The sequence below is a fragment of the Phormidium sp. FACHB-592 genome (assembly GCF_014695795.1).
Taxonomy (GTDB): domain Bacteria; phylum Cyanobacteriota; class Cyanobacteriia; order Leptolyngbyales; family Leptolyngbyaceae; genus Stenomitos.
Map to the genome: position 1 here is coordinate 89,955 of NZ_JACJOZ010000012.1, position 12,600 is coordinate 102,554.

12 protein-coding genes and 1 pseudogene are annotated in these 12,600 nt (G+C 49.9%); 5 read left to right on the plus strand and 8 right to left on the minus strand.

The window, feature by feature from the left end:
- Positions 1-219 precede the first annotated feature (219 nt).
- Positions 220-1,329 carry a glutamate 5-kinase gene (gene proB, locus H6F86_RS02330; RefSeq protein WP_190446579.1) on the plus strand — a complete coding sequence of 370 codons (1,110 nt, stop codon included), beginning with the start codon at positions 220-222 and terminating at the stop codon, positions 1,327-1,329.
- A gap of 66 nt (positions 1,330-1,395) precedes the next feature.
- On the opposite strand, the gene H6F86_RS02335 is transcribed toward proB, so the two are convergent.
- The gene (locus tag H6F86_RS02335; RefSeq protein WP_190446501.1) at positions 1,396-2,178 is read right to left on the minus strand and encodes a response regulator; all 783 of its coding nucleotides are present in this window, start codon (positions 2,176-2,178) and stop codon (positions 1,396-1,398) included.
- 354 nt (positions 2,179-2,532) lie between these two features.
- Between H6F86_RS02335 and H6F86_RS02340 the strand changes: the two genes are divergently transcribed.
- Positions 2,533-2,775: a DUF6761 family protein gene (locus H6F86_RS02340; protein WP_190446502.1), complete on the plus strand. Its 243-nt coding sequence runs from the start codon at positions 2,533-2,535 to the stop codon at positions 2,773-2,775.
- 89 nt (positions 2,776-2,864) lie between these two features.
- Here the strand turns inward: H6F86_RS02340 and H6F86_RS02345 are convergent, their stop codons facing one another.
- Both H6F86_RS02345 and H6F86_RS02350 read right to left on the minus strand, forming a co-directional pair.
- Positions 2,865-3,389, minus strand: coding sequence for a dihydrofolate reductase family protein (locus H6F86_RS02345; RefSeq protein ID WP_190446503.1), 525 nt, complete (start codon positions 3,387-3,389; stop codon positions 2,865-2,867).
- Between the two features lie 71 nt (positions 3,390-3,460).
- Positions 3,461-3,907, minus strand: coding sequence for a hypothetical protein (locus tag H6F86_RS02350; RefSeq protein WP_190446504.1), 447 nt, complete (start codon positions 3,905-3,907; stop codon positions 3,461-3,463).
- Positions 3,908-4,077: 170 nt separating this feature from the next.
- Here H6F86_RS02350 and asnS point away from each other — a divergent pair, with 170 nt between their 5' ends.
- Together asnS and H6F86_RS02360 are read left to right on the plus strand one after the other, a co-directional pair.
- The gene (gene asnS, locus H6F86_RS02355) at positions 4,078-5,472 is read left to right on the plus strand and encodes an asparagine--tRNA ligase (RefSeq protein ID WP_190446580.1); all 1,395 of its coding nucleotides are present in this window, start codon (positions 4,078-4,080) and stop codon (positions 5,470-5,472) included.
- A gap of 24 nt (positions 5,473-5,496) precedes the next feature.
- A pseudogene (locus H6F86_RS02360) lies at positions 5,497-5,987 on the plus strand (DUF29 domain-containing protein).
- 305 nt (positions 5,988-6,292) lie between these two features.
- On the opposite strand, the gene H6F86_RS02365 reads toward H6F86_RS02360, so the two are convergent.
- Both H6F86_RS02365 and H6F86_RS02370 read right to left on the minus strand, forming a co-directional pair.
- On the minus strand, positions 6,293-7,447 hold the full coding sequence (locus H6F86_RS02365; protein ID WP_190446505.1) for a hypothetical protein: 1,155 nt from the start codon (positions 7,445-7,447) through the stop codon (positions 6,293-6,295).
- Between the two features lie 530 nt (positions 7,448-7,977).
- Positions 7,978-8,115, minus strand: coding sequence for a hypothetical protein (locus H6F86_RS02370; protein WP_190446506.1), 138 nt, complete (start codon positions 8,113-8,115; stop codon positions 7,978-7,980).
- 113 nt (positions 8,116-8,228) lie between these two features.
- On the opposite strand from H6F86_RS02370, the gene H6F86_RS02375 reads away from it, so the two are divergent.
- Complete coding sequence (locus H6F86_RS02375; protein ID WP_190446507.1) at positions 8,229-8,768, plus strand: 2'-5' RNA ligase family protein; 540 nt, start codon at positions 8,229-8,231, stop codon at positions 8,766-8,768.
- On the opposite strand, the gene H6F86_RS02380 is transcribed toward H6F86_RS02375, so the two are convergent.
- The 3 genes from H6F86_RS02380 to pheT form a co-directional block, all read right to left on the minus strand.
- Positions 8,765-9,598 (minus strand): aldo/keto reductase, encoded by an 834-nt coding sequence (locus H6F86_RS02380; RefSeq protein ID WP_190446508.1) that lies wholly within the window; start codon positions 9,596-9,598, stop codon positions 8,765-8,767. The genes H6F86_RS02375 and H6F86_RS02380 overlap by 4 nt on opposite strands.
- Before the next feature lie 142 nt (positions 9,599-9,740).
- A complete protein-coding gene (locus H6F86_RS02385) occupies positions 9,741-10,010 on the minus strand; it encodes a YciI family protein (RefSeq protein WP_190446509.1) in 270 nt (89 codons plus the stop codon).
- 103 nt (positions 10,011-10,113) lie between these two features.
- A complete protein-coding gene (gene pheT / locus H6F86_RS02390; RefSeq protein ID WP_190446510.1) occupies positions 10,114-12,597 on the minus strand; it encodes a phenylalanine--tRNA ligase subunit beta in 2,484 nt (827 codons plus the stop codon).
- Positions 12,598-12,600 lie beyond the last annotated feature (3 nt).

Sequence of the window (12,600 nt, forward strand, 5' to 3'; positions counted from 1 at the left end):
CCAATGTTTAAGAAAAACTTAAAGCATCAGGGATCAACAAAAACGGCTGTTAAATTGATGAGTATAGTACTGGAGTCGGCTTAGATAAAGACTCTAACGATGAATGACTGTGAATATTTGGCAGGCGCTAGATCCACCTCATAAGGATTCTGGCGCTTCGCCATTTTAAAGCGATGATTGCTTAGACTAAAAACTCTAACGCGATCGCAACTCGAAGCAATGCTCCAAACCCTGGTTGTTAAAATTGGTACGTCGAGCCTGACTCAGCCAGCCAACGGGCTTTTGGCACTGGCAACGATCGCTACTCTTGTGGAAGTGTTGAGTAGTCTTAGACAGCGAGGCTACCGGATCGTTCTCGTGTCGTCTGGCGCCGTAGGAGTTGGCTGCGCGAGGCTGGGGATGACTGAACGTCCACGTACAATCGCTCTCAAGCAAGCAGTAGCAGCCGTTGGTCAGGGGCGGCTCATCCGCATCTACGACGATTTTTTTACCTCTTTACAGCAGCCGATCGCGCAGGTGCTACTGACTCGCAGCGATCTTGTGCAACGCAATAGCTATCTCAACGTCGAGCGAACCTTTCAGCAGTTGCTTCAGCTTGGCGTGATCCCCATCGTTAATGAAAACGATACGGTTGCTGTGGATGAACTGAAGTTTGGCGACAACGATACACTTTCGGCACTGGTTGCTAATCTAGTACGGGCAGACTGGCTCTTTTTACTCACGGATGTCGATCGCCTTTACTCAGCCGACCCACGCAGCGATCCTGATGCACAGCCAATCAGCCGTATTAGCCGGATCGAGCAACTGAAGGAGTTACAGGTCAAAATAGGGGATCGAGGCTCTCGGTGGGGCACTGGCGGCATGACGACAAAAATTGCCGCTGCCCAAATCGCAGTTGGTGCCGGGGTGCGTACAGTAATTACTGACGGTCGACACCCCAGAAACCTAGAAAAGATCTTGCAAGGTGAGGCGATCGGCACCCAGTTTGAACCTCAACCTCGTCCTGCCAGCGCTCGCAAACGTTGGATCGCTCATGGGTTAATTCCTACAGGCACGCTCTACCTGGACGATGGTGCTGTCAAGGCGATTCGTAACGCCGGACGATCGCTCCTTGCTACCGGGATCGTGCGAGTAGAAGGCGAGTTCCAAAGCCAGGAAGCCGTGTTACTGCGCGATCGCTCTGGGCTAGAAATTGCCAGAGGTATCGTTAACTACCACAGCACGGAACTCCAGCAAATCAAAGGGCAGCAATCGGACGCGATCGCGACCATCCTTGGTTACCCTGGTGCCGAAACCGTTGTGCATCGAGACAATCTAGTTCTAAGTTAATAGCTGAAAGGCTAAAAGTGCGATCAGCACTCGAGTAAACTCAAAACTCATCCTTCATCCTTTTCCCTAACTCCTCCCGCGTTCACTTACCATTGTGCGAACCGACGATCGCGCCACGGCTTTTCGATGAGGTGGATAATCAACGGGCTGCGGGGTCGCTGCTATCAGAGACTCTAGATTAAACCGATACCCCACATTGCGAACAGTTTGAATCAAGTTGGGCTGACGGGGATCCGTTTCGATTTTTTTGCGGAGCGACAGGATATGGGTATCAACGGTGCGGGGATTATCGATCGCATCGGGCCAAGCGCGTCGCAGTAATTCTAGCCGGGTCAGAGGCATACCACCGACTTGAGCTAGCACATACAGCAAGCTAAACTCCTGCGGGGTCAGTTCGACCAGATCACCCTTAAACCGCACGCGGCGATGTACCAGGTCAATCTTGAGGTCACCGTAGTCTAGCGAGGCTGGCGGAGCAGGTGCTTTGCTGCGTCGGGTCAAGGCATCGACTCTGGCAAGAAATTCCTGCATCCCAAAGGGCTTGGTCAGATAATCATCAGCTCCGGCTCGTAAACCCTCAACAATGTCAGTTTCTGTACTCCGAGCAGACAGCATCAGAATGAGTGACTGGTGCTGTTGCTGAAGCCAGCGGCAAAACTCAATGCCACTGCCGTCAGGCAGCTCTGAGTCCAAAATAACCAGCGTGGGTTGACGATGCTGAAATGTATCTCTTGCCTGGTGAAGGTCAGCCGATTGATGTACCCAATAGCCAGCCTGCTGCAAATGCCACCCCAGTAGCGATCGCAGATGCGGATTTGCCTCGACAATTTGAATACAAAAAGCTCCCACGGAGGCTACATTCCTCAAAGGTTGTGAGTATAAACCTATCAGAGCCTTCGCTCCAGGTTTGTAATCGGCGCTACCCCTATCCATTCAACGTTCTAGAGAATATGGGGAGGCTCTACGAAATTGCTGTCCAGGGTGTCGGGCAAATTACAGACAACCAAAAAAGTTTTATACGTTACAGTCTCAGGAAGGAGCAAGAACTTTATTCATTAAAGTTAAAATGAGTACAGATAGCAGTTTTATTTAAGGCGAGTGGTTCGGGGTCAATGGTTTTGCGTTAGCACCCATTTTTAACCTCCTGGTGGATCACTGCCCTCTTGAGTCCGAGCTGTTAACTTAGTCACCTTAACGCGAATTATGTTGCAGGACACCCCCACCATCCGCTACTACCAGAAACTTAGCGATGCCTTAGTCGATCTCTGGAATCGGGGTTATCGCTTTGACGACCTACGCCTTTACGTGGATGGCTACTTGGCTTCGCTCAGACATTCCAGCAGCCTGGAACCATACTTGATTCACCGTCTGGAAGAGGAGATCGTCCGTTATCTGTATGACCCGTCTAACTTTGAAAAGACCCAGACGGAACTGGATTATCGTTAGAGCGTGAACGATCGCAGCCATTTTGAAATCCAACTTTGAGGTTCAGACGTCATACTGTTGCGCTTCTACAGTAAGGCGCGAGTGTTTTTTTAGCCTCCTCGCTTAAGCACTTGATACTTCATTTGCACTAGCCCTGAATCGTAGCAGTGGCTGGCAAGGCATTGAAGAGGCGTTGTCAGGTCTGTTTCGCTAAATAACGGTATACCGCTACCGAGCAAGATGGGATGGACAGAAAGAATGAGTTCGTCTAATAGCTCATGCTTTAGGAACGGGTAGATTAGTGCGGCTCCACCAACTAGCCAGATGTCTTTGCCATTGCTTTGGCGGAGTGTCTCCACAAAGGCTTTGATATCTGTACGGACTGTTTCAGCGTGGGGCGACGCATCAAAGCCGGGATCGCGCGAGAAAACATAGCTCTGCTTCTCTTGATAAGGAAACTCGCCAAACGTTAACACTTGCTCGTAAGTTTTTCGCCCCATAAGGACGGTGTCAACGCTAGCCAGAAACTCTGTGTAGCCGTAGTCTTGGTCTGTGAATAGCCAATCGACTTCGCCAGAGGGGCGGGCGATATAGCCATCTAGGCTTGCAGCAATGAAAAGAATGATCCGACGCATCGTGCGGTTGCTGAAATTTTCACATGTAGAGTATCACACTGTAGCTTGCAGGCTGGGTGCTGCTGCTCGTATCACAAACGACGCTGAACTGCTTTCCTAATCGCCTTCATCAACGGACGAGCGCGCTCCTCATCGAACGGGATAGACTGTCGATACTCTGGCTCATACGATTGGGGCAGCGAGGTGCGGTACTGCTCAGGCTCCATCAAATACCTGGGAAACACATGAGCATGGAGGGCTGGCTCCAAATTGCCCAAAATTTGGTAGTTGATACGGTAGGCATTAGTGACCTCCAGTAGTGCATCGCCCAAAACTGCCATATCGTGCAGGAATTGCGATCGTCCCGACTCATCCAGTGCATTCAAATCTGGCACAACTGGATCAGGCAGCAGCAATGAGTAACCGCGCAAAAATTGTACATCTCCTAAAACTAACCAACCTGACGGCACGCAACAGATGACCGCTGGGTTGGTTCCTGCTCGTGCCGCCTCGACGCGACGATGAATCAATGTAGGCATAGTTACTTTTGACCGATACAAACTTTCTGCAAAAGGCGATCAGACAGCGATACGTCTGGTTTAAAAGGATCTAACCTTTGTGAAGCACTTTGCTACACTCAAATGCAGCGCCATTGCCTCCCACTCCCCTACGTCCTACTCCCTATTCCCCACTCCCTACTCCCTTTTTTATGACCATGACTCGACGCATTGTAGACCTCCTCCGCCACGGGCAGCCTGCCGAAACCGTCACAATTAAGGGATGGGTACGGACGAAGCGTGAGCAAAAAGAATTCAGCTTTGTGGAAGTCAACGACGGCTCTTCTATAGCAGGGCTTCAGGCTGTGGTCAATCAGGATGTTCCAGGCTATGCCGAGACAATCAAGCGGGTTAGTACGGGTGCATCGATCGAAATTGCTGGCACGTTAGTCGAATCGCCTGCAAAGGGGCAGCGGATTGAATTGAAGGCAGAGTCCATCGTCGTTTATGGGGAAGCGGATCCAGAAACCTATCCCTTGCAGAAAAAGCGGCATTCGTTTGAATTTCTGCGGGAGATTGGGCATTTGCGATCGCGTACCAACACCCTCAGCGCCGTGTTTCGCGTCCGCAATGCAGCTTCAACCGCCATCCACCAGTTCTTTCAAGAGCGTGGATTTTTGTGGGTGCATACGCCGATCATTAGCGCCAGCGACTGCGAAGGGGCGGGCGAAATGTTCACTGTGACAGGCTTCGATCTCAACAAAGTGCCTGTCACAGCCGACCAAAAAGCCGATTTCAGCAAAGACTTTTTCGGCAAACATACCTACCTCACGGTCAGCGGTCAGCTAGAAGCCGAAATTATGGCAATGGCGTTTAGCAACGTTTACACCTTTGGTCCCACGTTTCGCGCCGAGAACTCCAACACCTCACGCCACCTGGCAGAATTCTGGATGGTTGAGCCGGAGATGGCGTTTTGTGACCTCGAAGGCGATATGGATCTGGCAGAAGCCTTTCTGAAGTACATCTTCAAATTTGTGCTAGAAAGCTGCCCGGAAGACATGGAGTTTTTCAACCAGCGCATTGATCAATCGGTGCTGGAAACTGCCGACAATATTATTAACAATGAATTTGCGCGAGTGACTTATACAGAGGCGATCGCGCTGCTCGAAAAGTCCAGCAAAACGTTTGAGTATCCCGTTGAATGGGGTCTAGATTTGCAATCGGAACACGAACGCTATCTCGCAGAAGAACATTTCAAAAAACTGACGATCGTCACTGACTATCCCGCCAAAATCAAAGCCTTTTATATGCGGCTCAATGACAACGAGAATACCGTCCGGGCAATGGATATCCTTGCACCCAAAATCGGTGAAATTATCGGTGGCTCGCAGCGTGAAGAACGCCTAGATGTCTTGGAACGCCGCATTCAGGCACAGGGGCTTGATCTAGCAGAATACTGGTGGTATCTGGATCTCCGTCGCTATGGCACAGTGCCTCACGCAGGTTTCGGTTTAGGCTTCGAGCGTCTGGTTCAGTTTATGACAGGCATGAGCAATATCCGTGACGTAATTCCCTTCCCGCGCGCACCGCTAGATGTGGAGTTTTAAAGTGTAAGCAAGCAACTTGAGTTGTTGAGAAGAACCCACTATGGCAACAGAAATCGAAGGAGTCGTAAGAATCTCTACGAGAGGGACTTTCTGCAGTGGATTGAAACTACAGCCGCACAGTTAAAGGCGCAGGATTATGCCAATATTGGCTGGGAAAATCTGATCGATGAAATCGAAACACTGGGGCGAAGTGAACACCGAAGTTTGAAGATCTATCTAGTTGTTGTTCTCATACATCTACTTAAAGGGCAGTATCAACTAGAACGACGAAGTAGTAGCTGGAAAGGCAGTATTGCAGAATATCGTCGCTGCATTCGGAATGAACTGAAAAATCCTCCTAGTCTGAAGTTTTATCTGGAAGAAATTTTGAGGAATGCTATGCAGATGTGGTTGAACAAGCGATCGCCAAAACTGATCTCCCTTCTGAAACCTTCCCGCGATCGTGCCCTTACACCATCTCAGCCACGCTAGATTCTAGCTACCTTCCTGGCTCATCTGTAGCAGATTACTCATGATTTTACTAGTCTATTTCCTTCTATTAAGTACAGTCAGACTGCTATATTTCTTCGTACCTATCAATTTAGATTTTTTACCACACATTGAATTGAGGCTGGTACAGGAGATGAAAATTTCTGTATTTCCAAACATTCTCTAAACTACGGCTTTATCACCTCTAGAAAATAATGTACCGGAATAAGAAAATTCTCATCCCGGCGATTGCGACTAAAGCTATTTGTTTCCAGTTGAGTTCGAGGCTTAATGAAGCAATTGAAAGCTCCTGGATTGCTCAGGCATTTAGTTCTGCCTGGATAACGCGCACTTAGTAGCGAAAGACCGCAGCAACAGGCGTATTGTCTGGCACTTTTTCTGGTTCTACGGCATACACCGTTCCTCCATGAAAGATCGTTTGAATTGCTGCTGCATTCAGCAAATCTTCATCACCCAGTTGAGCCTCATTATGCATTTCAAGCTCCATTGAATCTGGATCAAAATGACCCCATTTTTGCACACCGACGGGAACAAAAAGCTGTTCAACACGACCATAAAAAGCGCCTTGAATGACTTCGTTCAAGTCATTTGAGCCTTTACCAGCAGCGATCGACTCATGATAGTAATCGATCGCTTTTTGCTGGTTTGCCTCAAATAGTGGCTCCACGATCGCCCACGCTTCGGCATGAAGTTCTTGCGCTGTTTGCTCCTTTGTGTTGTGTTGAATGCCTTCTTCCACAATGAAATTGTAGGTATTTGCCTCGTGATAAATCGGCAGCAAATAATTAACGCCAGCTAGAACAAGTGGTGCATGGCGATTACGGAAAAAGTCGTGCAGTGCTTTATCTACTAATTGGAAATATTGCAGCAAATCCTCTTTGACATTTTCGCGCTCGCCGCCCTGTCCGTGATACGAGCCAGCCTGTAGAGCAGCACGACCTGCACCACCGCCCTGTCGCCGCTGTTCATCCTTCGCCGTTTCGTCATACTGCAAGGCTTCATCCATGTTCTGCGGCAAGCCTTCGATTTCCACTTCACGAGTGATGCCGTAGCGATTGCCTTCTAAAAGACGCACATCGCGCTGACCGAGCGTGAGAATGTAGTAGCGATCATCTCCGCTTAGTAGTGGAAGTAATGGCTTGAGATGAAAGCGATCGCTTACGACTACCAGTTCAATCATATCGATCGGCACGCGATAGAAGCGGAAGAATCCTTCTGCAATGAACAACGCTAAACCTGCACTTTGATGCTGCCAAAAGTCATCTTCATCCAACTGGATGGCTGGCTCAAGAAAATGACCTAAATTAGTCGGACGTGATTCATATTTTTCTAACTCTGCTTCCGCCTGCCGAATGAGATTCTTGAAGCGGACAGAATTTTGCTGCGTTTCTGAACCAAGCTGTGCAGTTGGCATATAAATCGATACACACAATCCCTGCGGCTGCTCTACAAGTTCTTTCAGTTCTTCGATCGAAAGGAGGCTCATATTATTTAAGGTGAGATTTAAAGAGATGGAAGTGAGGGTTGCTATACAAGAAGCGTAAAAATTTTTTCAAGTGCAAGCCCCTGCCAAACGGTAGAAAAGCTTGCTCGTTAGAAACTGGAGCGTTATTTAGCTTTGAAGCAATAATTAGCTAAGGCTAGCCTTGTAAATTAGTGAAATAAAAGTTTGTTAAACTTCATTGTCTGTTCGTGAAACAAGCTAGACAAAAGCACTGCTCCCAGTTGTTTTGTTTTGCTTGGTCGAGAGCACCAATCTACAGCGTAGCTATGGGAGCAAACTAACAATTCCTATAACTGAACCTTCTAGTTTGTGTGTTCCTAAGTTGGGCGCGAATGCCTCTACTTACATCTGCAACAGCGTCTCTATCAAAGCGTTTAGAAGTTTCCCATCGCGTTGCACAACCTTGCGAAAGGCTCGCTTAAATTTTGGAGACAGGACGAGTGCTCTCATTTCTCGTTTAGTGCTTCAAGTGACTGCTGCAATGCTTCAATCATTGCCTCTACAGGCTGCGGCTACAATTTACTGGCATGGAAAGCGGCGATCGGCTCCTTTGCATTCATCGTATGCGATCGCTTTTCGACAGCGTTCAATAGGTCGTCTGTAAAAAGCGTCCAGTAAACTTCCTGTTGATCAACTGGACGTTGCATCACTGCATTAAGCGCTTAGTCAGAAGCCTTCAGCCTTTTCCCAATCAGTTATTCTATTTTTAGCCTCTTTCTATTGTCTCTGCTTTACTGTTTCAAGGCGTTTATAGCGATCAAGCATGGCAACTAGCAACAATGATCCGCCGCTCATTTTGACGCTCAAACTGGATCAAATAACCTTCGAGCAGGTAAATACCTTACGACAGCAGTACTTTCCGCCTGAGAGAAACTTTATTCCTGCCCATGTCACGCTTTTTCATGCGCTACCTGGAGATCAAGAAAGCGCCATTTCGCAGCGTCTGCAAAAGCTGTGTACTCAAACATCAAGCATTGACCTCTCATTGCCAACACTCCGTTTTTTGGGCAATGGTGTGGCGATCGAGCTTGTCTCTCCTAAGCTTGTGCAGTTACGGCAAACCCTGGCAGCAAGTTGGAGTGATTGGTTAAGCGCGCAGGATCGACAAGGCTATCGCTCACACATCACCATTCAAAATAAAGTAGCAGCAGCAGCAGCTCGACAAGTGTACGGGCAATTGCTAGAGCAATGGCAGCCCTTGCAGGGCTATGGAGAAGGGTTGCTGCTTTGGTATTATCAGGGTGGACCATGGACATTAGCCAGCGAGTTTTCCTTTACGGCTGAAGCCACGGTTGATCCTTAAAGCATTTCTAGGGGTACGGGTTTAGCAGGTGGGGGAAAGGCTGCCTCTAGAGTCGCTAGTTCTTCCGCACTCAACTTCAGCTTTAGAGCAGCGTAATTTTGCTCTACATGCTCGATGCGACTGGCTTTAGGAATCACGATGACACCCTCTTGATGCAATAACCAGGCGATCGCAACTTGAGCCGTTGTCACTCCACGCGCTTGAGCTACTGCCGTGAGCGTCTGGTCGTTTAGTAAACGCCCTTGCTCGATCGGAGAATATGCCATGATAGGCAGATCGTGCTGTCGGCACCAGGGCAGTAGGTTCCACTCAATGCCTCGCCGTGTCAGGTTATAGAGCACTTGATTAGTGGCAATGCTGTTCCCACCCTTGAGTTGGCTAACTTCCTCCATGTCTTTGACATCAAAGTTGCTGACACCGTAAGCACGAATTTTGCCTGCTTGTTGCAACATCTGAAAAGCAGTCAGGGTCTCTGTCAATGGCACCGAGCCGCGCCAGTGCAACAGGTAGAGATCGAGATAATCCGTGTTTAAGCGTTTGAGGCTCCGTTCGCAGGCAGCGATCGCCCCTTGCTTGGAAGCATTGTGGGGGTAGACCTTGCTAACTAGAAAGACCTCAGAGCGACGCTTACCAACCGCTTCAGCAATGACTGTCTCTGCACCACCTTCCCCATACATCTCAGCAGTGTCAATCAGCGATAGCCCCAAATCGAGTCCGTGACGGAGGGCAGCAATCTCACGCTGGCGATTCCTGGTACTTTCTCCCATCTGCCAGGTGCCCATGCCGAGAACAGGCATGGCTTGTCCAGAGGGCAGTTTAAGAGTCTGCATGGTTGGTATCATCCATTCAAGCTAGGGGTGGGAGCATCTTCCTTATTAGTGCCTAAACATGGCATCAAGCGTGTGGAAAATTGCGGTTAGGGCAATCAGTGCCCGTGCCGTTGCCTCTTAGGGGCAAAATTTCGTTCTTCGCTCAAAGTGCTTGAATCCATTCTTTGACATCGTATTCAGTCCAGACTCCATTTTGCCAGTAGGGATCGGCTTCAATCAGTTCGCGCACGATCGCTTCACTCTCCGCTTCATAGATGCCAAATACTTTGGTCAAGTCTTTTGTGGGACCGATCGTGACTAAGACACCGGCTTCTTTCTGCTTTGCAAGACCATCTAAATGTGCCTGACGATGAGGGGCACGTTTTTCCAACACATCATCCGCATAGCTGCCCCAGAGAACGTACTTTGTCATAGATTGAATCGGTATGGTTTTGAGTAATGAGTTTTGCCTTGCGAGTGAAGAGCTTTGAACTGAACTTAAAACTAAGCACTCCAAAACTCCTCACTCTTTCCTGCTAGCTTCTCAGGTCAACGCGAAATTTATCGACCAAGGCTTCTCGGACTTGTTGGTGTACGGGGTCAATGTCATTATCCTGGAGGGTACGATCGCTCGCCCGATAGAGCAACCGAAACGCGAGACTGCGCTGTCCGGTGGGCACATTCTCGCCGCGATACTCATCAAACAGGTCAATCGACTCCAGAAGCGTGCCGCCCGCTTTGGTGATGGTGCGTTCAATTTCAGCCACCGATACTTGAGTGGAAACGAAGAAAGCAATGTCGCGATCAGAGGGTGGATAGGTCGAGAATGGCTGGAAAATTGGCACGCGCAACTCGTCGCGATCGAGTTGATCCAGCAGCACATCTAAATCCAGCTCAAACACGTAGACCTCATCTAGCAAGCCCCGTTCCTGGCGCAGTTGCGGATGCAGTTGCCCAAAGGTGCCTAGACGGCTACCACCGACCCAGAGAGAAGCTGTACGACCCGGATGAAGTCGATCGTCCCGGCGATCGGGCTGATACTCAACAGCTAGACCCAGACGCTGAAAGGCGCTTTCCAGCAAGCCCTTTGCTTCAAACCAGGTTAGTGCTTGCTCACGTCCAGAGCGCACCCACTTTCCGCGGGTTGCATCGCCACCCAAAATGCCTGCTAGCGAATCTGCCTCGCTCAACCCATCTTCTTCAGACCAAAAGATGCGTCCGAGTTCAAAAGCATTCAGCGCCCCGTTACCTTGCTCCAGATTGTACTGAAACGCATCAATCAAGCCATCGATCAGGTTTGTCCTTAAAGCAGAGTATTCTGCAAATAAAGGATTAGAGAGGACAATTTGTCGGGTACCGCCGGGTTTGCCGAGCGTGTAGTGTGTCACTTCTGTAAGACCGATCGCCCGCAGTGCTTCCCGCAGATTGCGACTAAGTGCTTGTTCGATCGAGAGAAACCCTGGCTCGGTTTTGTCGGGCAGCGTATCGCAAAAGTTGTTGTAGCCATAGAGCCGTGCAATTTCCTCAACGAGATCAATTTCACGCTCCAAGTCACGATAACGGTAGGGCGGTACGGTGACAGTCCAACTGCGATCGGTAGTCATAGGCGACAACTCGCAGCCCAAAGCCGTCAGTGTGCGCTCTACATCCTGGGGTTGCAGTTCACTCAACTCTTCGCCAACCGTCACAGGACCCAACACTTGATTGACTCGATCGAGCCGCAACTCAATCGATCGTGCAGCCGACTGACTGCTACGTGCATCCGCCATTACCTGAGTAGTAACGACCCCACCGGCAAACTCAGCCAGCAGCCCGATCGCTCGACGACAGGCAACCTCGAGTTCTGCCTGGTTTACTCCTCGTTCGTAGCGTGCCGAGGCTTCTGTTCGCATACCCAGCGATCGCGCCGATCGACGAATTGCTGCTGTATCAAAGAGTGCGGCTTCTAGCATCAAGCTTTGAGTGCCCGCATGGACTTCTGTTGCCTCTCCACCCATTACCCCCGCCAGCGCCACAGGCTGATCGCCAGCCGTAATCAGCAAGGTCTGTTCTTGCAGCGATCGCGTCTGCCCATCCAACGTTTTGAGCGTTTCGCCTGTGTTTGCAAACCGCACACCAATTTGGAGCGAGGGCTGAGGACGACTATCCGCTACTGCCTGGCTGACCGCTGATCGCTGACCGCTGACTGCTACTAAGCGATCGCGATCAAAGGCATGAAGCGGCTGCCCCCATTCCAGCAGAATATAGTTGGTGATATCCACCACATTGTTAATTGGGCGCGTTCCGGCTGACTGTAGACGCTGCTGGAGCCAACGAGGAGACGGTGCAATTGTTACTTGCTCAATAACAGTGCCGATGTAGGTAGGGCACGCCTGCGGTTCCGAGATTTTCAAGGTCAGAGTTTCTACAGAGGCTGGACTGTCGAGCAATTCTGCCTTGGGAAGTTTCAGAGTTGCACCTGTCAGTGCCACGACTTCACGGGCAATGCCGACCATACTTAGAGCATCAGCGCGATTTGCCGTTGAGGTCACATCCAAAATGACATCATCCAGACCTAACAGCGGACGCACATCACTACCAACCTGCAACCCGTCATCGTCAAAACTGTGGATGCCCTCTGACTCTTTCGTTAAGCCCAGTTCTGCAAGGGAGCAAATCATGCCTTCTGACGCAACGCCCCGTAGCTTGGCAGGCTTAATTTTCAAACCGTCTGACACTCGGGGCAGAAATGTACCCAGTGTTGCTACTGGCACCAACAAGCCTGCTTTGACATTGGGCGCACCACAGACGATCGTCGAGGGCGTTGCTGCTCCAATATCAACCTGACAGACACTCAGGCGATCGGCGTTGGGATGCTGCTGGCGATCGATCACCTTTCCGACCACCACACCATCTGCCCACGTCCGGCGATCCTCAATCTCCTCCACTTCAAACCCTGCCATGGTCAGCATCTCTGCCAACGCCTCTGGAGTCATTGTGATATCGACCAGTTCGCTCAACCAGTTCAAAGAAATACGCATGAC

Coding starts and splice junctions, on each gene's coding strand:
- H6F86_RS02345 (WP_190446503.1), bottom strand. CDS start 3,389: ATGCGTCGGATCATTCTTTTCATTGCTGCAAGCCTAGATGGCTATATC.
- H6F86_RS02375 (WP_190446507.1), top strand. CDS start 8,229: ATGGCAACTAGCAACAATGATCCGCCGCTCATTTTGACGCTCAAACTG.
- H6F86_RS02340 (WP_190446502.1), top strand. CDS start 2,533: ATGTTGCAGGACACCCCCACCATCCGCTACTACCAGAAACTTAGCGAT.
- H6F86_RS02380 (WP_190446508.1), bottom strand. CDS start 9,598: ATGCAGACTCTTAAACTGCCCTCTGGACAAGCCATGCCTGTTCTCGGC.
- pheT (WP_190446510.1), bottom strand. CDS start 12,597: ATGCGTATTTCTTTGAACTGGTTGAGCGAACTGGTCGATATCACAATG.
- proB (WP_190446579.1), top strand. CDS start 220: ATGCTCCAAACCCTGGTTGTTAAAATTGGTACGTCGAGCCTGACTCAG.
- H6F86_RS02350 (WP_190446504.1), bottom strand. CDS start 3,907: ATGCCTACATTGATTCATCGTCGCGTCGAGGCGGCACGAGCAGGAACC.
- H6F86_RS02385 (WP_190446509.1), bottom strand. CDS start 10,010: ATGACAAAGTACGTTCTCTGGGGCAGCTATGCGGATGATGTGTTGGAA.
- asnS (WP_190446580.1), top strand. CDS start 4,078: ATGACCATGACTCGACGCATTGTAGACCTCCTCCGCCACGGGCAGCCT.
- H6F86_RS02365 (WP_190446505.1), bottom strand. CDS start 7,447: ATGAGCCTCCTTTCGATCGAAGAACTGAAAGAACTTGTAGAGCAGCCG.